The organism is Marinococcus sp. LNHM3E3-2.2, assembly GCF_056034385.1.
In genome coordinates this window covers 53,103-70,959 of sequence record NZ_JBQLIC010000006.1, presented here as the reverse complement: position 1 = coordinate 70,959, position 17,857 = coordinate 53,103, and the positions used below count along the sequence as shown (strand labels likewise).

At 51.4% G+C, this 17,857-nt stretch carries 19 protein-coding genes; 18 read left to right on the top strand and 1 reads right to left on the bottom strand.

The genetic code is table 11. From position 1 onward, the window contains the following. Positions 1 to 26 precede the first annotated feature (26 nt). From trpE to ACTRXF_RS09780, 11 genes are all read left to right on the top strand, one after another. Entirely contained in the window at positions 27 to 1,535 is a 1,509-nt protein-coding gene (gene trpE, locus ACTRXF_RS09830; RefSeq protein WP_474278959.1) for an anthranilate synthase component I, read from the top strand. Further along, on the top strand, positions 1,528 to 2,553 hold the full coding sequence (gene trpD / locus ACTRXF_RS09825; RefSeq protein WP_474262137.1) for an anthranilate phosphoribosyltransferase: 1,026 nt from the start codon (positions 1,528 to 1,530) through the stop codon (positions 2,551 to 2,553). The genes trpE and trpD overlap by 8 nt, the downstream gene beginning before the upstream one ends. After that, entirely contained in the window at positions 2,546 to 3,328 is a 783-nt protein-coding gene (trpC, locus tag ACTRXF_RS09820; RefSeq protein WP_474262136.1) for an indole-3-glycerol phosphate synthase TrpC, read from the top strand. The genes trpD and trpC overlap by 8 nt, the downstream gene beginning before the upstream one ends. After that, positions 3,303 to 3,968: a phosphoribosylanthranilate isomerase gene (locus ACTRXF_RS09815; protein ID WP_474278957.1), complete on the top strand. Its 666-nt coding sequence runs from the start codon at positions 3,303 to 3,305 to the stop codon at positions 3,966 to 3,968. The genes trpC and ACTRXF_RS09815 overlap by 26 nt, the downstream gene beginning before the upstream one ends. Then, positions 3,946 to 5,148, top strand: a complete 1,203-nt coding sequence (gene trpB, locus ACTRXF_RS09810; protein WP_474278955.1) for a tryptophan synthase subunit beta — start codon at positions 3,946 to 3,948, stop codon at positions 5,146 to 5,148. The genes ACTRXF_RS09815 and trpB overlap by 23 nt, the downstream gene beginning before the upstream one ends. After that, the gene (gene trpA / locus ACTRXF_RS09805) at positions 5,141 to 5,965 is read left to right on the top strand and encodes a tryptophan synthase subunit alpha (RefSeq protein ID WP_474278953.1); all 825 of its coding nucleotides are present in this window, start codon (positions 5,141 to 5,143) and stop codon (positions 5,963 to 5,965) included. Before trpB ends, trpA begins: the two co-directional genes overlap by 8 nt. 35 nt (positions 5,966 to 6,000) lie before the next feature. Then, positions 6,001 to 7,101 carry a histidinol-phosphate transaminase gene (gene hisC / locus ACTRXF_RS09800; RefSeq protein ID WP_474278951.1) on the top strand — a complete coding sequence of 367 codons (1,101 nt, stop codon included), beginning with the start codon at positions 6,001 to 6,003 and terminating at the stop codon, positions 7,099 to 7,101. A gap of 45 nt (positions 7,102 to 7,146) precedes the next feature. Continuing rightward, positions 7,147 to 8,283 (top strand): prephenate dehydrogenase, encoded by a 1,137-nt coding sequence (locus tag ACTRXF_RS09795; protein WP_474262130.1) that lies wholly within the window; start codon positions 7,147 to 7,149, stop codon positions 8,281 to 8,283. Between the two features lie 283 nt (positions 8,284 to 8,566). Continuing rightward, positions 8,567 to 9,826, top strand: a complete 1,260-nt coding sequence (locus ACTRXF_RS09790) for a tetratricopeptide repeat protein (protein WP_474278949.1) — start codon at positions 8,567 to 8,569, stop codon at positions 9,824 to 9,826. A gap of 51 nt (positions 9,827 to 9,877) precedes the next feature. Beyond that, positions 9,878 to 10,480 carry a DUF1405 domain-containing protein gene (locus tag ACTRXF_RS09785; RefSeq protein ID WP_474278947.1) on the top strand — a complete coding sequence of 201 codons (603 nt, stop codon included), beginning with the start codon at positions 9,878 to 9,880 and terminating at the stop codon, positions 10,478 to 10,480. A gap of 71 nt (positions 10,481 to 10,551) precedes the next feature. Then, on the top strand, positions 10,552 to 11,229 hold the full coding sequence (locus ACTRXF_RS09780; RefSeq protein ID WP_474278945.1) for a zinc metallopeptidase: 678 nt from the start codon (positions 10,552 to 10,554) through the stop codon (positions 11,227 to 11,229). Between the two features lie 77 nt (positions 11,230 to 11,306). On the opposite strand, the gene ACTRXF_RS09775 is transcribed toward ACTRXF_RS09780, so the two are convergent. Next, entirely contained in the window at positions 11,307 to 12,176 is an 870-nt protein-coding gene (locus ACTRXF_RS09775; RefSeq protein ID WP_474278943.1) for a YitT family protein, read from the bottom strand. Between the two features lie 127 nt (positions 12,177 to 12,303). On the opposite strand from ACTRXF_RS09775, the gene ACTRXF_RS09770 reads away from it, so the two are divergent. From ACTRXF_RS09770 to ACTRXF_RS09740, 7 genes are read left to right on the top strand one after another with little or no spacing between them, the layout of a single operon-like run. Next, positions 12,304 to 12,645 (top strand): nucleotide pyrophosphohydrolase, encoded by a 342-nt coding sequence (locus ACTRXF_RS09770; RefSeq protein ID WP_462866500.1) that lies wholly within the window; start codon positions 12,304 to 12,306, stop codon positions 12,643 to 12,645. Then, positions 12,642 to 13,445, top strand: coding sequence for a 4-hydroxy-tetrahydrodipicolinate reductase (gene dapB, locus ACTRXF_RS09765; RefSeq protein ID WP_474278941.1), 804 nt, complete (start codon positions 12,642 to 12,644; stop codon positions 13,443 to 13,445). The genes ACTRXF_RS09770 and dapB overlap by 4 nt, the downstream gene beginning before the upstream one ends. Positions 13,446 to 13,457: 12 nt before the next feature. Further along, on the top strand, positions 13,458 to 13,865 hold the full coding sequence (mgsA, locus tag ACTRXF_RS09760) for a methylglyoxal synthase (protein ID WP_322525126.1): 408 nt from the start codon (positions 13,458 to 13,460) through the stop codon (positions 13,863 to 13,865). Between the two features lies 1 nt (position 13,866). Beyond that, the gene (gene bshB1 / locus ACTRXF_RS09755) at positions 13,867 to 14,577 is read left to right on the top strand and encodes a bacillithiol biosynthesis deacetylase BshB1 (RefSeq protein WP_474278938.1); all 711 of its coding nucleotides are present in this window, start codon (positions 13,867 to 13,869) and stop codon (positions 14,575 to 14,577) included. A gap of 2 nt (positions 14,578 to 14,579) precedes the next feature. After that, entirely contained in the window at positions 14,580 to 15,707 is a 1,128-nt protein-coding gene (gene bshA / locus ACTRXF_RS09750) for an N-acetyl-alpha-D-glucosaminyl L-malate synthase BshA (RefSeq protein WP_474278936.1), read from the top strand. After that, on the top strand, positions 15,707 to 16,864 hold the full coding sequence (locus tag ACTRXF_RS09745) for a tRNA nucleotidyltransferase/poly(A) polymerase-related protein (RefSeq protein WP_474278934.1): 1,158 nt from the start codon (positions 15,707 to 15,709) through the stop codon (positions 16,862 to 16,864). The genes bshA and ACTRXF_RS09745 overlap by 1 nt, the downstream gene beginning before the upstream one ends. Continuing rightward, complete coding sequence (locus ACTRXF_RS09740; RefSeq protein ID WP_474262121.1) at positions 16,857 to 17,840, top strand: biotin--[acetyl-CoA-carboxylase] ligase; 984 nt, start codon at positions 16,857 to 16,859, stop codon at positions 17,838 to 17,840. The genes ACTRXF_RS09745 and ACTRXF_RS09740 overlap by 8 nt, the downstream gene beginning before the upstream one ends. The last annotated feature ends 17 nt before the right edge of the window (positions 17,841 to 17,857 follow it).

Sequence of the window (17,857 nt, the reverse complement as noted above, 5' to 3'; positions counted from 1 at the left end):
CTTTTCCGATCAAAGGAGGAAAAACCGTGACCAAAACAACGAAGCAAGCATTCACTGACGAATGTGCGTTCCACCGCACAATTCCCTATATGGAGCATTACTTTTCCGACACCCTCACCCCCATCGATGTGTTTCGCCACTTTCAGGAAGATGCGGTATATCTGCTTGAAAGTAAAGACGAAGCCTCTCCGTGGTCCCGTTACTCGTTTGTCGGGCTTCATCCTTCCTACCGGATTGTAGAGCAGGGAGGGGAGTTTCGTCTCGAGAAAACGGACGGCACCCTCATACTTACAGCTTCTGATCTGGAGGCCTGCATGCAGCAGGCGACAGACTATATTGATCCTTCGCTCCCGGAGGTGGATCTCCCATTTAAAGGCGGAGCTGTTGGGGCCCTCTCCTACGATGCCGTGGAATTGTTCGAGCCAAAGCTTGCCCCGGAGAGCGCCCCGGAATCACGTATACACTTTGTGTACTGCCGCACGATTATGGCGCTCGATCAGACGAATAAAGAGCTGACAATCATTTATTACGATGAACATACAGATAAAGAGCCTGAGAAACGTTTTGACGAAGCAAAGGCAACGGTGGGAAAGCTTCAAAAGAGTTTGCAGAACGGAAATTCCGGCTCCGCCATGTATCCGCCGCTGGAAAAAAACACAGCAGTGGACTTCAGCCGGGTTCAATCCAATTATTCGAAGGAAGACTTCATGGAGGCAGTGGAGAAAATTAAAGAATATATTGTAGCCGGAGATGTATTTCAAACAGTGCTATCCCAGCGCTTTGAGCTTCCGACAACGGTAAGCGGCTTTGACCTTTACCGGGTGCTCCGCATGATCAACCCGTCGCCGTATTTGTTTTATTTGCGTCTCGGGGAAACAGAAGTGGTAGGAAGTTCTCCGGAACGACTCGTGCAGGTGCTCGACGGCCACGTGGAAATTCATCCGATTGCCGGGACCCGCAAGCGTGGAAAGACTGACACAGAAGATAAAGCACTCGAAGAAGAGCTGCTTGCCGATGAAAAAGAGCGGGCGGAACACTTTATGCTCGTTGACTTGGCCAGAAATGATGTTGGCCGGATTGCTTCCTACGGCACGGTGGAAACGCCGGTGCTGCTTGAAACAGTCCGCTTCTCACACGTCATGCATATTATTTCCAAAGTGACAGGAAGACTTTCCCCGTTTGTTTCCCCGGTTGCGGCTCTTCAGTCCGCTTTCCCGGCCGGAACCGTTTCCGGAGCGCCGAAAATCCGTGCGATGGAAATTTTAAAGGAGCTCGAGCCGACAAGGCGCGGTATGTATGCCGGGGCTGTCTGCTATATGGGCTTTGACGGCAACATTGACTCCTGTATTGCCATCCGGACTATGCTTGTGGAAAATCAGACGGCAAAGGTCCAGGCCGGTGCCGGTATCGTTGCCGATTCGGACCCGGCATCGGAATATGAAGAAACGCAGAATAAAGCAGCAGCTCTTCTTCGTACAGTAGCCGCTGCCGAAGCAATGTTCACCGATGAGAAGGGAGAGAATATTCATGCTTAAGGCACTGTTGAATAAATGTATTGAGGGGCATACACTGAAAGAACAGGAAGCAGAACAGGCAATGGACTTTATTATGCAGGGAGAGGCTACGCCGAGCCAGATTGCCGGCCTTATTACCATTATGCGGTTTCGGGGCGAAACGGTGGAAGAGCTGACCGGCTTTGTCCGCAGTATGCGCCGCCATGCGCTGTCTTTAGAGCATGAGGAGCCTTCTCTTCTCGATACTTGCGGCACTGGCGGCGACGTAAGTTCAACGTACAATATTTCCACCGCCTCTGCGATTGCGTTAAGCGGAGCGGGTATTAAAGTAGCTAAGCACGGCAACCGCTCGGTATCATCCAAAAGCGGCAGCGCCGATGTGCTTGAAACACTGCAGGTGCCTGTACAGTCAGGACCTGATGAGGCGGTAAAAGCCCTGCAGGAAAAAGGGCTGGCCTTTCTGTTTGCCCCGCTGTACCACGTAGCGATGAAGCATGCAGTCACCCCGAGAAAAGAACTGGGTTTTCGTACAATCTTTAACGTGCTCGGTCCGTTAACAAATCCGGCAAACGCTGATATTCAGGTGGTCGGTGTGTTTGACCGGGAATACGGGGAGAAGATGGCCTACGTACTGAAAAACCTGGGTGCAAGCAGGGCTTTATTTGTTACCGGCAGAGACGGACTTGATGAAATGACGATTTCAGACAGTACGTACATTACGGAGCTTCGGAATGGTGAAATTATGAAATATGAAATTACACCCGAAGAGGCAGGGCTGAAGAGATCTCCCGTCGAAGAGGTGCAGGTGGAAACAGCAGAAGAAAGCGCAGTGCTGATCGAAAATATTTTTAACGGCTCAGAAACCGGTGCTGCAAAAGACATTTTACTATTAAACATGGGTGCTGCATTTTACGCTGCCGGCCGTGCAGAAACAATCGCAGACGGCGTGCAGCTTGCGGAAGAAGTCATCCGCGGAGGCAAAGCCGAACAGCAGCTGCAGCGCCTGCGGGGAAATGAGGTTAATTCAACGTATGCTTGAAAAAATACTGCAAACTAAACAGGAAGAACTTTCCCGGATTACGGTGGGCGAGCGTCCGGACGTGCCTTTTTATTCGCTGAAAAAAGCACTGCAGCAGGATCCGCCGAACGTACAGATTATTGCGGAAGTCAAAAAAGCTTCGCCCTCCAAAGGGCTGATACGGAGTGATTTTGATCCGGAAGCCATCGCTCTTGGCTATGAACGGGGAGGCGCCGCTGCTCTATCGGTGCTGACGGATGAAACGTATTTCCAGGGGAGCGGCAGCTATCTGACAGCGGTCAAAAAAATCTCCGCTCTGCCTGTACTGCGAAAGGACTTTATTATCGATGCCAGACAGGTGGAGGAAAGTGCGGCGATGGGGGCAGATGCTATTTTACTGATCGCAGAGGCCATTGCTCCGGAAAAGCTGCACGAATTATACCAGCAGGCCTACGAGCTCGGGATGGAGGTGCTTGTAGAAGCACATTCGCCTGAAAAGCTGCACGAACTTCTCCATCAGTTTACGCCGGAAATTATCGGTATTAATAACCGTGATCTCTATACGTTCCATACAGAACTTGGGCAGACAGGAAAAGCAGCTTCGTTCATACCGGAAGGCAGTGTGCTTGTGAGCGAAAGCGGTATCCGTACAAACGAAGACCTCGATTATGTACAGCTGCTCGGGGCAGAAGCGGCGCTCGTCGGAGAATCACTTATGAGACAGCCGGATGTACGTGAAGCGTTATTAAAACTGCGGGGAGTGAGCGACCATGCCTCCACAGACGCCGATGTTTAAAATGTGCGGCCTGCATTCCGAAAATGATGTGCGGCTTGCAGCTTCTTCCTCTGCCGCTTTTGCAGGGTTTGTATTTGCCCCGGGGAAACGGGAGGTAGAGCCGGGAGCCGTTCGCGAATGGCTGCAGACTCATCCGCTGCACGGTAAAAAGATAACAGCCCTGTTTGTGAATGCACCGGTGCGAAAAGTGATTGCGACCGTTGAAGAAATACAGGCGGACGTGATTCAGCTGCACGGCGAGGAACCGCCGGAAGAAGCGGCGGTGATCCGCCACCGCACAGGGAAGGATGTTTGGAAAGCCCTGCCGCATGGAGAATACACTCATCAGCAGATCGATGCCTATGCGGATTACGTTGATGGTTTTATCATCGACGCCAAAGTCGATGGCCGGTTTGGAGGCTCAGGCGAATCCTTCGCCTGGGAGCACGTGCCTGGCTATATTAAAGCCGGAAAAGCCCACCGACTTCCGTTATTTATTGCAGGAGGAGTCCGCCCGGAAAATGTTGAAGACCTGCTTGCTTATCATCCGGCGGGCATTGATATTTCCAGCGGACTCGAAAAAGACGGAGTAAAGGATGCCGGCTTATTAGAACAATTAGAGAAGAGGTTGAATAGCTATGCAGCAGATATATCCCGATGAACACGGACGGTACGGGGATTACGGCGGAAAGTATGTGCCGGAAACGCTCATGTATGCACTGGAGGAACTTGAAGAAGCATTTAACGCGGCCTGGGAGGATGAATCCTTTCACGAGGAGTACCAGGACATTCTGCGTGAATATGCTGGCAGGGAAACCCCGCTGACGTTCGCGGGCCACCTGACGGAGCATCTGGGCGGAGCGGAAATTTATTTAAAACGGGAGGACCTGCTTCATACCGGTGCCCATAAATTAAATAATGCCATCGGCCAGGTACTTCTGGCCAGACGGATGGGGAAATCAAAAATTGTTGCAGAAACAGGCGCCGGCCAGCACGGTGTGGCGACAGCGACCGTCTGTGCTAAGTTTGGGCTGGAGTGCAAGGTGTTTATGGGCGAAGAGGATATGGAACGGCAGGAACTGAATGTCTTCCGTATGGAGCTTCTGGGAGCGGAAGTGCTGCCGGCCTCTTCCGGAAACAAAACTTTAAAGGACGCCACCAATGAAGCCATCCGCTACTGGGTAACAAACGTGGAAGATACGTTTTATCTGATCGGTTCGGTCGTTGGCCCGCATCCCTATCCAATGATTGTCCGGAACTATCAGCGGATTATTGGAGATGAAACCAAACGGCAGATGCAGACGCGGTGCGGGGCTCTTCCGGATGCGATTGCAGCATGCGTGGGAGGCGGAAGCAATGCGATCGGCATGTTTTATCCGTTTCTTGAAGACGACGTAAAGCTTTACGGTGCGGAGGCTGCCGGCATGGGCGTGCATACAGCTATGCACGCAGCAACCATTACGAAAGGCACCCGCGGGGTGATCCACGGGTCGCTGACGTATTTAATCCAAGATGAGAACGGACAGATTATTGAGCCGTATTCCATTTCCGCTGGACTGGATTATCCGGGCATTGGACCGGAGCACGCCCATCTGGCTGAAAGCGGCCGCGTGGAATACACGGGTGTGACAGACGAAGAATCCCTGGAAGCACTTTCGCTCTTAACAAAGAAAGAAGGCATTCTTCCGGCGATTGAAACCTCCCATGCCCTTTACCTGGCGTTTGAAAAAGCCAAACAGATGGACAGAAGTGAACGAATCGTTATCTGCCTCTCGGGTCGTGGAGATAAAGACGTTGAAACGATCCGCCGTCGTATGGAAGGGGAGAGCAGTGATGAATAAAGCAACAAATGTGCTAACAGTGGAAGAAGCGGCAGCGCAGGCTCCGTACCCTTTGTTCGTGCCATTTATTATGGCAGGGGACCCGCATGAAGAAGCGACGATTTCGATTGCTCTTTCGCTTCAAGAGGCAGGCGCCCACATTTTAGAGCTCGGCATCCCGTATTCTGATCCACTGGCTGACGGTCCTCTGCTGCAGCGTTCAGCCCAACGCGCCCTTAAAGGTGGTATGAGCCTGAAAGGGGCTCTGCGCATGATTCGGACGATGAGAGAACGTGGACTGACAATTCCGGTGGTCGTGTTTTCCTATGTGAATCCGGTGCTGCGCATGGGAGAAGAGACGTTTGTCAAAGAAGCGGCATCTGCCGGGGCAAACGGGGTGCTGATTCCGGATCTTCCCATGGAAGAGAGCAGTTTTATCAGTGAGCTTGCCAGGGAAAAGGGACTGTCGGTCATTTCACTTGTGGCACCGACATCTGCCCACCGCATTGAAAAAATTGCCTCCCAGGCCCAGGGTTTTCTGTACTGCGTTTCAAGTCTTGGCGTAACTGGTACGAGGGATGCCTTCCCGGACGAAGCCTATGCGTTTATCCGCAAAGTGAAAGAAGCAAGCACGGTGCCGGTTGCTGTCGGCTTTGGCATATCCAACCGCCGGCAGGTGGAGCTGCTTGACGGTGTGAGCGACGGCGTTGTCGTCGGCAGTGCGATTATGAAAATCGTCGAAGAACAGCAGGAGGCACTCGTTTCGGCCGAAAAAACAGAGCGCGAGCAGGCGCTGAACGAAATTAAAACCTTTGTCTCCGAGCTAATTTCGTCGTAAGATAGTAATCAGCATAGAAAGACGAGGTGACAAAGTTGTATATTAAAAAACAAATCAAAGGCATGACGCCTTACCAGCCGGGGAAACCAATTGAAGAAGTGAAACGGGAGCTCGGACTGACTACCGTCCATAAAATGGCTTCCAATGAAAATCCATACGGTGCTCCGCCGCAGGCTAAACGGGCAATCGAGGAAGCGGCCGCCGATCCGGAAATTTATCCGGATGGTTATGCAGCTGAGCTGCGTCAGGCAGTGGCCGAAGAGCTGAATGTTGGAGAAAAACAGCTGCTGTTTGGAGCCGGCTCCGATGAAGTTATTTTAATGCTCTGCCGGGCCATGCTAGGTCCGGACACAAATACCGTTATGGCAGTGCCGTCGTTTTCGCAGTACAAGCATAATGCAGCCATTGAAGGAGCAGAAATCCGTGAAATTCCGGCAGTGGACGGGGAACATCAGCTGGAAGCTATGCTTGAAGCGATTGATGAACAGACACGTATTGTCTGGGTATGTAATCCGAACAATCCGTCCGGAGCCTATATTAATGATGAAGCGTTTGTGGCATTCCTTGACCGGGTGCCGGAAAACGTACTGGTGGTTTCAGATGAAGCTTACATTGAATATGTGACTGCAAACGATTATCCGGATACGCTGAAGCTGCTGCAGGAATACCCGAACCTTCTTCTTTTGCGTACCTTTTCAAAAGCTTACGGCCTGGCATCACTCCGGGTTGGCTACGGCGTGAGCCACGAAGAACTGATTCAGTCCCTGGATCCGGTCCGGCCCCCGTTCAACGTGACAGCTGTGGCCCAGCGGGCGGCAACGGCCGCCTTGAAGGACCGCGCCTTTATTGAAAAGTGCCGGGAGAAAAATAAAACCGAACTCGATAAAATGACGTTTTTCTGCGAAGAGCACGGACTGGACTATGTGCCTTCCCAGACCAATTTTCTGCTGATTCATACAGGAGTTGCGGGAAGCGTTGTTTTTGACGAAATGCTGAAAAAGGGAATTATCATCCGTTCAGGAGAAGCCCTCGGCTATCCGGAATCGATCCGTGTAACGATAGGGACCGAAGAGCAGAACGAAGCTTTCCGCCAGACGCTGAGTGAAGTGCTTGAACATCAGCAGGCCAGGCTTTAGCGGACAACACCTGGAATCCGGCTCCGCTCGGGGCCGGGTGTTTTTATGTATGGAAACAAAGAGAGGCCTGGAGGGAAACAGATGCAGAAAAAAGCAGCAGTTATCGGGCTGGGACTGATCGGAGGCTCAATTGCCCTCGCCATCAAACAGGAACATCCCGATGTTTATATTACAGGAACAGATGTAGATGAAGCCCAGACCAAGCTCGCGGTATCCTTGAGTGTTATTGACGAGGCAGTCCCGGACCTGGAAAAGGCTGTAAAGGAAGCAGACCTGGTGGTGCTTGCCACTCCGGTTGCCACCACGGAGAAATTGCTCGTGCAGCTCGCCGGAATGTCTTTAAAGCCCGGGGCCATCATTACTGATGTCGGAAGCACAAAAACATCGATCTGCGAGCAGGCAGACGTTCTTTCAGAAAAGAACGTTCATTTTATCGGCGGCCACCCAATGGCCGGATCACATAAAAGCGGTGTCCATGCCGCCCGGGTCCGTCTGTTTGAAAACGCCTACTACGTGCTGGTGCCAAATGGTCCTGGGTCCTCTGAAAAAATTGGTGAAATCAAAGATTGGCTTCAGGGCACGCAGGCAAAGTTTATAGAGCTGTCCTATGAGCAGCATGATCTGCTGACGGGCGTCATCAGCCATTTTCCGCATATCGTAGCATCGGCACTCGTCCATCAGGTGAAGGGAATGGAGGACGAACAGGCCTGGGTGACAAAGCTTGCAGCCGGCGGGTTCCGGGATATTACGAGAATCGCTTCAGCCAGTCCGGAAATGTGGACCGATATTCTTCTGAAAAACAATGACGTGATGCGGCAGCTGATGGAAGACTGGAAGCAGCAGATGAGTGCCATTGAACAAATGCTTGCTGCGGGGGATAAAGAGCAGATATATCAGTTTTTTGAGCATGCAAAATCCTATCGTGACGGTCTGCCTGCAAAAAAGCAGGGAGCCATACCATCCATTTATGATCTGTTTGTCGATGTGCCGGACCACCCCGGCGTTATCTCGGACGTAACCGGAATTCTTGGACGTACCGGCATCAGTATTATCAACATACGGATCCTTGAAACGAGAGAGGACATCATGGGCGTGCTGCAGCTGACCTTCCGTACGGAAGAAGACCGGCGGGCCGGTATGCAGCAGCTCGAAAAGCACGATTATGAATCCTACATCGGTTAACGGAAAAAAAGAATGAAAAATAGGAGAGAAGCATTGACAACGCTTACAATTACGTTATACTAATATTAGCGTATGGTTTCTCTCCACTCCTATCCATACTCTTTATCTTAAAACTAGCCGATGTGGCGGCACACCTGATGAGTAGACATCAGGTGTTTTTTTTGTTTTTGTAAACGTTATCATAATGGGCGGGGGGAGGTTTTCTGTTCGTCACAGCGGGCAATGTTTGCTATAATTACACAGTGCTAAACGAGATTTACCTGGAAGAAAGGTTGTTGACGGCGTGAATTTAGAAACGATCCTCGAAACGATAAGAAACGGCGATACGGAAAAAGGGCTCGAAGAGATGGAGAAATACAGCCACTCTGCGAACGATCAGGAAAAATACGATATAGTGGAAATGTATCAGGAGCTGGGCCGCTCAGATAAGGCCCAGCCGCTGATTGAAGACCTGCTCGGACGCTATCCCGATGAGGGGGCACTGCTGACGACAGCAGCCGAGAATGCGATTGATATGGACGATGAAGATGAAGCGATTGAATGGCTGCTCGAGGTGAAGGAGTCAGACGAAGAATATCTGCGGGCGCAGCTGCTGCTAGCTGATTTGTACCAGATGCAGGGGCTCGATGAAGTAGCGGAGCAAAAGCTGCTCGATGCCCTGAAGCTGAATCCTGAAGAGCCGGTGCTGCTTGCCGCCGTTGGAGATTACTATTTATCCCGGGGGGACTACGCTAAAAGCATTCCTTATTTGAAGCAGGCTGAAGGCGCCGGGTTTAAGTTTCCGGATGGCAGCCTGAGCCTTCGTCTCGCTGAAGCATACAGCGTGACCGGTTCGTTTGAGGATGCGCTGAGTTACTACGAGGCTGGACTGAAAGAACATACTGAGCTTCACGCTTTGTTTGGATACGGCTATACGGCGCTTCAGGTCAGCGATTATCAGCTGGCTGCAGAGAAATTCGAAGAGCTCCGCAACATGGATAAAGATTTTGTGGCACTCTATCCATATCTCGTGCGAAGCTACGAAGGGCTCGAAGACCATGAAAAAGCTCTGGAAGCAGCAAAGGCTGGCATTAAAGAAGATGAATACAATGAAAATTTATATACTGAGGCCGGAAAGCTGTATATGGCGCTTGGCAATGAAGAAGAAGGAGAAAAACATCTCAAGGAGGCACTTGCTTTAAATCCGGCACATCTTGAAGCAGCGAATGCGCTTCTCAGCATGTGGATGGAGCAGGAAGAGCCGGAGGCGATGATTGACCTGATTGATCATTTATACGAAATGGGAGAGCCGGATGTGCGTTTTCAGTGGTATTATGCCCGCGCTAAAAACCTCCAGGACGAACCCGCCGAAGCGAAAGAAAAATATGAAGAAGTGTACAGCGTATATCAGGAAAACGAAGTATTCCTTGAAGAGTACGGTCGTCTGCTGCTTGAACTCGGCTACCGGGAGAATGCGCTGAAGCACCTGGAGCAGGCTTCAGCCCTGCAGCCGCACAATACAGAGCTTCAGCTTTTGCTTGAAGACCTTCGCATGAGTGAATAAAGACACGAATCTGGTGTCTTTTCCTACATATTGAACGAGGCGGATGATATCGTGAAACAGCTACTTGGATGGTTTGGAACACCTTACGTGTTAATCCCTCTTTTTATCATTAACGCGCTCGGCACTATCTACGGCTACATTTGGTACGGTCAGCAGCTGCAGCAGACGCCGGCTGTGTTTCTGCCCTTCGTCCCGGACAGTCCGACGGCAAGCCTGGTTTTTACGATCGTTCTCGGGCTGTACATTATCGGCAGAAGGAGCGGACTGGCGGAAGCATTCGCTTTTATAACGCTTGTAAAGTACGGGCTTTGGGCGGTGGGGATGAACGTGTTTTCCGGCGTAGCCGGGGAGACGCTCAGCTGGCAGCACTACATGCTTATTGCCTCTCACGCCGGCATGGCACTGCAGGCTTTTTTGTATCTGCCTTACTACCGGGTAAAGCTTTGGCATATAGGAGCAGCAGCGGTATGGACATTACATAATGATGTGATTGACTACGTTTTTGGAATGTATCCCTGGGTCTCGGCGTCGCTTGAGCCGTACATTTCCTTAATCGGCTACGGGACATTCTGGCTGAGTATTATTTCTGCAGGGGTTCTGCTCTGGTGGAGACTCAGCCCCGGCCGGAAAGAGCTTCGGCTCATGGAGGAATAGAGCAGAATCTTTGACATTATACCCCCATCTGCATACAATATAAGTATATATAAATGGAGGGATGAGAAAAAATGGGAATGCTTCTGTTATATTTAGCAGTGCTTATCCTCATTCCGCTTTGGGCACAGTCCAAAGTGAAAAAAGCATACAAAAAATATTCGAATGTAAGCAATTCGTCCGGGATGACAGGTGCCTCCGTGGCAAAGAAAATCCTGGAGGAAAACGGCATCTATAACGTACGCGTAGAGCCAACTAAAGGAAAATTAACGGATCATTATGATCCTTCGAAAAAAGTCGTCCGCTTGTCGGAGGATAACTATTACAATTCGACAGTAGCGGCTCAGGCGATCGCTTCCCACGAGGTAGGGCACGCGATTCAGGATGCGGAAAACTATGCGTTTTTACGATTCCGTTCCTCGCTGGCTCCAGTGGCTTCGACTGGCTCCAACCTTTCCTTCTTTTTAATTCTTGCCGGTATTTTACTGCAGTCGACCGGCATGTTTCTGGCGGGCATCGTGTTTTTCTCGGCCGCTGTTCTGTTCCAGGTTGTCACCCTTCCGGTGGAGTTCAATGCGAGCAGCCGCGCCATGAATCAGATCGTTGCGACCGGTATTATCAGTAACAATGAAGAGCGGGAAACGAAAAAAGTGCTCGATGCTGCTGCATTAACGTACGTTGCAGCCGCTCTGGTAGCCGTGCTGGAACTGGGGCGTTTTATCGCCATGTTCCTCATGACGAGCGAAGAATAGCAAAAAACACCTGTACCGGTCACCGGGCAGGTGTTTTTTATGTGTTGCGGCTGATGAAAATACATGGCTGAGACGCCTTATTGCAACGGGTTTTTGTTTTCATCGAGAGTGAACCCCTCACCGATAACATCCTGGACATCGTTAACTGTAACAAAGGCATGAGGATCCACCCGTTCAACAAGGTGCTTCAGACGCATCAGCTCGTTTTTGCCAACGACGCAGTATAGAATCTCTTTTTCCTGACGGGTGAAGCTGCCCTTACCGTTTAGTATAGTTGCTCCGCGGTTCATCTCCTGCAGAATGGCGTCAGCTACTTCCGGAGCCTGATCGGAAATGATCATAGCGGCTTTTCCGGAGTACGCTCCCTGCTGAATGAAGTCAATGACGCGGGCAGCCACGAACACAAACACGAGTGTGTACATCGCTTCCCGGTAGTCTAAATACAGGAGGGAAGCGGTTATTACAACAGCATCAAACATAAACAGCGAGCGTCCCATTGTCCAGCCGAATACGTTACTCGCAAGCTTGGCGATAATGTCAGCTCCTCCGGTGGTTCCGCCGTACCGGAAAACAATGCCGAGGCCCGAGCCGACAAAAACGCCGGCGAACAGGGCCACAAGAACAAGATCATCCTGAAGCGGCAGATGGAGAAGCTCGACCTCCTGGAAGAGCCATAAAAATAAGCTGACTGCCGCCGTGCTTATTAACGTATAGATGAAGACGTGCCGGCCGAGCAGACGCCAGCCCAGAATCAGGACGGGAATGTTCAGAACGAGGTTGCTGAAGGCAGGGTTGATATTGAATAAATTATAAAGAATTAGGGTAATACCAGTAAAGCCGCCGTCCGCTAGCTGGTTTTGCATGTTAAAATAGACAAGTCCAAAACTCATAATAGCAGAGCCGAGCACGACAAAAAAGATATTGCGGGTATGTATCCAAATGTTCATGATGGTTCCTCCTCTCCGGCCGGAAAGCTTGTATCAACCGTTACATTATAGTAAAGCCCGGGGCAAGAGGCAATCTATGTTTGTCAAACCGAATGGATTTTTATACGATTGAAAGGAGGACGCCGGAATGGCCGGGGAACCAATGACGATGAAAGAAATGCAGGAGAAAGTGGATGCCTTCATCGGCCAGTTTGAAGAAGGTTATTTCAGTCCGCTCGCCATGCTTGCAAGAATGACCGAAGAAACGGGAGAGCTTGCCAGAGAAATTAATCACTATTACGGTGAAAAGCCGAAGAAAGAAAGCGAAGAGCATAAATCACTGGAAAAGGAAATGGGTGATCTGCTGTTTGTGCTCATCTGCTTTGCCAATTCGCTTGATATTGATTTGGATGAAGCGTTTCGTATCGTAATGGAAAAGTTTGAAACAAGAGACCAGGATAGATGGACGAAAAAGGAGAATGACAAATGACTGAATCAATCCGCGTTATCGTTGCCGGACCGAGAGGAAACATGGGTAAGGAAGCTGTACATATGATTGAAGCAGCGGAGCACCTGCATCTCGCCGCTGTGGTGGACCATAAATACGAAGGCTCGCTGTTGTCGGAAATCGAAGGCATGCCAAAATCCGGGGCCCGCGTCTATACGGACGTTGACCAGTGCCTCGGCGAAGTCGAAGCAGAAGTGTTTGTAGATCTGACCACGCCGGAAATTGGAAAGATACATACAGAGAAAGCACTCGACTACGGTCTTGCACCGGTCGTTGGTACTACCGGCTTTACCGATGAAGACCTCGAGCGCCTGCGTCAGAAAGCAAAAGAGCAGCAGCGGGGAGTGCTTATTGTACCAAACTTTGCTATCGGCGCTGTTCTGATGATGAAAATGTCGCAAATGGCTGCAGCCTACTTCCCGGATGTTGAAATTACTGAATTGCACCATGACCGAAAGCTTGACGCCCCGTCCGGCACCGCAGTGAAAACAGCAAAGCTGATTCAGGAAAACCGCACCAAAAAAACGCAGGGGCACCCGGAGGAAAAAGAAACGATGCCGGGGGCGCGCGGAGCAGAGCTCGACGGCATGAGGATTCACAGTACGCGCCTTCCGGGCCTCGTGGCACATCAGCAGGTAATGTTTGGCGGCGAAGGCCAGACGCTTACGATCCGGCACGATTCGATCAACCGGGCGTCATTTATGCCAGGGGTCAAATTTGCGATTGAGCAGGTAGTCACGATGAAGGAACTCGTGTACGGCCTCGAAAACATTCTGGAGTAAAGGGGAACTTTTATGAATATCGCACTGATTGCCCATGATAAGAAAAAAGACGATCTGATCCGGTTTGCCGAAGCGTATAGGCATATCCTCGAGCGTCACACCCTTTCAGCAACAGGAACGACCGGGGGGAGACTGAATGAAGAGGTCGGCCTGAACGTCAAACAGTACCAGTCCGGGCCGCTGGGCGGCGATCAGCAGATTGGGGCAAAGATTGCAGAACAGCAGGTGGATTTGGTGCTTTTTTTCCGGGACCCATTGACCGCGCAGCCGCATGAGCCTGATATCACTGCGCTTATGAGGCTCGCCGACGTGCACGGGGTGCCGCTTGCAACGAATATGGCCGCAGCTGAAGTGCTGATTAAAGGCCTTGAACACGGATTGTTTGCCTTCCGGGATATTTTAAAGGAGTCCACAGATTAATATGACACATAAACGAACGCTGTTAACCGTCGGGGCCCACCCTGATGATATCGAAATCGGAATGGGCGGGACGGTAGCGCTGCACAGTAAAACCGACAATGTCTATATGCTTTCCCTGACAGAGGGAGATCTTTCCTCCAACGGTACCGTGGAAACCAGACAGCAGGAAGCAGAGCAGGCAGCAGAGATCCTCGGTGCAGGACGGCTCCAGCTTACCTGGAGGGACCGTATGCTTACTGCAGTAACCCAGGAAGAGTACACCCAGCTTGTGCAGCTGATCCGCCGCATCCAGCCTGACACGATTTTTGCCCCGTACTACATCGACCGGCATCCGGATCACGGTGATGCCGGAAGTATTGTTAAGCGGGCCGTCTTTGATGCCGGGGTCAAGCTGTACCCTGGTGTGGACGAAAATGCCCACAAAGTGCCAAACATCTACTACTATATGATCAACGGCTACCACCGGCCTTCCTTTTATGTGGACATCACCCCGGCCGCCGGCGATAAAGAAGCGGCATTAAAGGCGTATAAAAGCCAGTTTAACCCAGGGGAAGAGGCCGTAAGCACACCGCTTACAGACGGGTACCTCGAAACAATAAAGGCAAGAGATCGACTATTCGGCAAAGAAACGGGAGTGACTTACGCGGAAGGGTTTATCGCCGAAACTCCGATGCTTTTTCAACAGGTGCCCAAAAGACAAGGAAGTGACTAAGCGTGAAAATTGGAATAACGTGCTACCCGACGGTGGGAGGATCAGGAGTGATCGCGACTGAGCTCGGCAAGCTGCTTGCTGAGCGGGGCCATGAAATTCATTTCATCACCTCGGCGATCCCTTATCGTTTAACCGAAACCTCACCGAATATTTATTACCATGAAGTCTCAGTAAACCAATACGAAGTATTCCAGTACCCGCCGTACTCATTAACACTTGCAAGCAAAATGGCGGAAGTTGTCAACCGGGAGGAACTCGATGTCCTGCACGTGCATTACGCCGTGCCTCACGCTGTCTGTGCGATTTTAGCGAGGGACATGACCGATCATCCTGTAAAAGTAGTAACAACGCTTCACGGCACAGATATCACTGTGCTTGGCCATGACTCCTCGCTTCGTGATATTATCCGCTACGCCATTCAGCGCTCGGATGAAGTGACAGCAGTATCAGACGCTCTGGTGGAGCAGACCAGGCAGATGCTTGAAGTCGACCGCGATATTCATACGATTTACAATTTCGTGGACGAACGGGTGTATGGGCCGAAAGTCGACAAAAAGGATTTAAAAAAAGCATACAACATCGACGAAGACGAAAAGGTGCTTCTGCACGTCTCCAATTTCCGGCCGGTGAAACGGGTCGTAGACGTCGTGCGGACATTTGCTGCAGTGCAGGCAGAGGTTTCCTGTAAGCTGGTCATGCTTGGGGATGGACCGGACCGGGAAAAGGCTTGGGCGGAGGCGAAAAGGCTCGGCGTCGATCAGGATGTGCTGTTTTTAGGCAACCAGCGGGAGGTAGCCGACTATTTGCACGTTGCCGATCTGATGCTGCTGCTTTCGGAAAAAGAAAGCTTCGGCCTGGCTGCGCTTGAAGCGATGGCCTGCGGTGTGCCGGTCATTGGTACAGATGTCGGAGGTATTCCTGAGGTGGTCTTTCATAATGAAACCGGCTATGTTGTCCCGCTTGGAGCAGTGGAACTGGCTGCCCAGCAGGCGGTCGGGCTACTGACGGATCCGGATAGAATGAAAAGGTTTAAACAGCGCTCGCTCGACGTGGTGGAAGAATATTTCTCCTCCGCCCGCATCGTAGCCCAGTACGAAGAAGTATACCGACGGACCGTGGAGGGCAAGTAATGAACGAGCAGCAGACGTGGCAAGAGGCGCTGCTTGTTATTAAGAGGTTACAGCAAAACGGCATTACTGCCTATATTGTAGGCGGAGCTGTACGCGACCGCCTGATGAAACGGGCGCCGAGCGATATAGATATAGCAGCGGCTGCGACCGTTGAAGAGCTTTCGTTTGTTTTTCCGAACGCTGTGAAGCCGTCGGAAAAATTCGGGACGCTTCTTGTGAAGAGCGGAAATAGTATCGTGGAAGTGACTCCGTTCCGGGAAGGGGCGGAAACAATCGAAGAGGATCTGCAGCAGCGGGATTTCACATGCAACGCGATGGCAGCAGATACAGACGGCAAGGTGATCGACCCGTTTAACGGGAAGAAGGATATCCAGAGGCAGGTGCTTCGCACCCCGGCCTCAGCTGAACGCGCCTTTTCCGACGACCCGCTCCGGGTGATACGGGCGTTCCGTTTTAGGGCGGTTCTCGGTTTTTCACTGGATCTGGAAGCTGAGCGGGCAGCGGAGGCAGCTGCAGCAGGGCTTGCGTATACCGCCGTGGAACGAATACGCGATGAAATAACCAAGCTGCTTGAAGGGCAGAAACGGCTGAGCGCCCTCGAAGGCATGCGAGAGCTGCGTTTGTTTTCACATTTTCCGGAACCGGTTCGGACGGCCTCTCCATTTTTTCACCACTCCACGCTTGTACAGTTTCCAGCGGGCACGAAAGCTTCATGGGCGGCTCTGCTGTATGCCCTGTACGGTCAAAAAAGTCTGGATATGCTGAATGGATGGCGGTTTTCCAATCAGGTACGGAAGCAGTGCCGCTGGCTGCTGGAACGAGTCGATGTCCGGGCTTCTCCCGATACGTGGCTGCAGTGGCTGTATTATTTTGGTCCAACGCAGGTGGCAGATCTGGAGAAGCTCAAAAAATGGAAAAATTTTACTTACCAGGGGCTTTCCTGCACAGAATGGAGAAAGAAATGGGAAGCTCTTCCGATTCATTCCAGGCAGGATCTGGCCCTTCCGCCGAAGTCAATCGCCTCGATGCCGGGTTATAAGGACACGGCGAGAATCGGAAAGACGATCGCCTTTTTAGAGCAGGCAGTCGTGAATGAAAAGGTAGAAAATAGTGAACAAAAGCTGTTAGCCTATTTGGAGGAAATGAACGATGAATAAAAATCGATTGCTGCAGCTGTTGATGGCCCACCGGGACCGTCCGGTATCCGGTCAGGAAATCAGCGATGAACTGCAGGTGTCCCGTACCGCTGTGTGGAAGCAGATCGAAGAGCTGCGGAAAAATGGATATGAAATTGAAGCGGCATCCCGGCGCGGTTACCGGCTGGTGCGTTTTCCCGACCGGGTTGGTACAGAAGAAATTATGCTTCATCTTACAACTGAACGTCTCGGCCGTACGATTATTTATAACGATACTGTCACCTCCACCCAGGAAATTGTGAGGGAGCAGGCTGAAAAAGGAGCCGGGGAAGGACTTATTGCCGTCGCGAATGAACAGGTGCAGGGACGGGGGAGGCTTGGACGCACGTGGCAGAGTAGTCCGGAACAGGGCATCTGGATGAGTCTTCTGCTCCGCCCGCAGGTGCCTCCCCGCTACGCTCCGCAGCTCACGCTGCTGTCGGCGGTAGCTCTTGCCGAGGCGCTTGATAGCTATCTTCCGGCTCCGACTGCGATTAAATGGCCGAACGATATCCGCATTCATAAAAAGAAGCTGGCAGGTATACTGACGGAGATGCAGGCAGACATGGATGAGGTACAGACAGTAATTGTCGGCATGGGTATTAATATAAACCAGGCGGACGGGGATTTTACCGGAGAGCTTGCGGATAAAGCCGCTTCCATCCGGCAGTATGCAGGAGTCCGGCAGAGTCGTCCGCAGATTATTGCATCTATCTTAAAAAGCTATGAGTCCTGGTATAATGAATACTTAACGAATGGATTCGGTGCAGTCAAAGCTGCCTGGTCCCAAAAAACAGATACGCTGGGGAGCTTTATTCAGGTGGAAACGTCCCGCCAGACAGTGGAGGGCACAGCTCTTCGTATAACCGAAGAGGGGGCCCTGGAGGTGCAAAAAACAGATGGAAGCATACAGACGGTGCACAGCGGCGAAATTCTGGACGTTCCCCCGCCGGAATAGCGGAAGAAAGGAGGCAG

What these genes read in the sequence shown, in the direction of transcription:
- trpC (WP_474262136.1), top strand. Translation starts at nt 2,546, where the DNA reads ATGCTTGAAAAAATACTGCAAACTAAACAGGAAGAACTTTCCCGGATT.
- ACTRXF_RS09745 (WP_474278934.1), top strand. Translation starts at nt 15,707, where the DNA reads ATGAACGAGCAGCAGACGTGGCAAGAGGCGCTGCTTGTTATTAAGAGG.
- trpD (WP_474262137.1), top strand. Translation starts at nt 1,528, where the DNA reads ATGCTTAAGGCACTGTTGAATAAATGTATTGAGGGGCATACACTGAAA.
- ACTRXF_RS09815 (WP_474278957.1), top strand. Translation starts at nt 3,303, where the DNA reads ATGCCTCCACAGACGCCGATGTTTAAAATGTGCGGCCTGCATTCCGAA.
- ACTRXF_RS09775 (WP_474278943.1), bottom strand. Translation starts at nt 12,176, where the DNA reads ATGAACATTTGGATACATACCCGCAATATCTTTTTTGTCGTGCTCGGC.
- ACTRXF_RS09770 (WP_462866500.1), top strand. Translation starts at nt 12,304, where the DNA reads ATGGCCGGGGAACCAATGACGATGAAAGAAATGCAGGAGAAAGTGGAT.
- mgsA (WP_322525126.1), top strand. Translation starts at nt 13,458, where the DNA reads ATGAATATCGCACTGATTGCCCATGATAAGAAAAAAGACGATCTGATC.
- dapB (WP_474278941.1), top strand. Translation starts at nt 12,642, where the DNA reads ATGACTGAATCAATCCGCGTTATCGTTGCCGGACCGAGAGGAAACATG.
- trpA (WP_474278953.1), top strand. Translation starts at nt 5,141, where the DNA reads ATGAATAAAGCAACAAATGTGCTAACAGTGGAAGAAGCGGCAGCGCAG.
- trpB (WP_474278955.1), top strand. Translation starts at nt 3,946, where the DNA reads ATGCAGCAGATATATCCCGATGAACACGGACGGTACGGGGATTACGGC.
- ACTRXF_RS09795 (WP_474262130.1), top strand. Translation starts at nt 7,147, where the DNA reads ATGTATGGAAACAAAGAGAGGCCTGGAGGGAAACAGATGCAGAAAAAA.
- ACTRXF_RS09780 (WP_474278945.1), top strand. Translation starts at nt 10,552, where the DNA reads ATGGGAATGCTTCTGTTATATTTAGCAGTGCTTATCCTCATTCCGCTT.
- ACTRXF_RS09740 (WP_474262121.1), top strand. Translation starts at nt 16,857, where the DNA reads ATGAATAAAAATCGATTGCTGCAGCTGTTGATGGCCCACCGGGACCGT.
- bshB1 (WP_474278938.1), top strand. Translation starts at nt 13,867, where the DNA reads ATGACACATAAACGAACGCTGTTAACCGTCGGGGCCCACCCTGATGAT.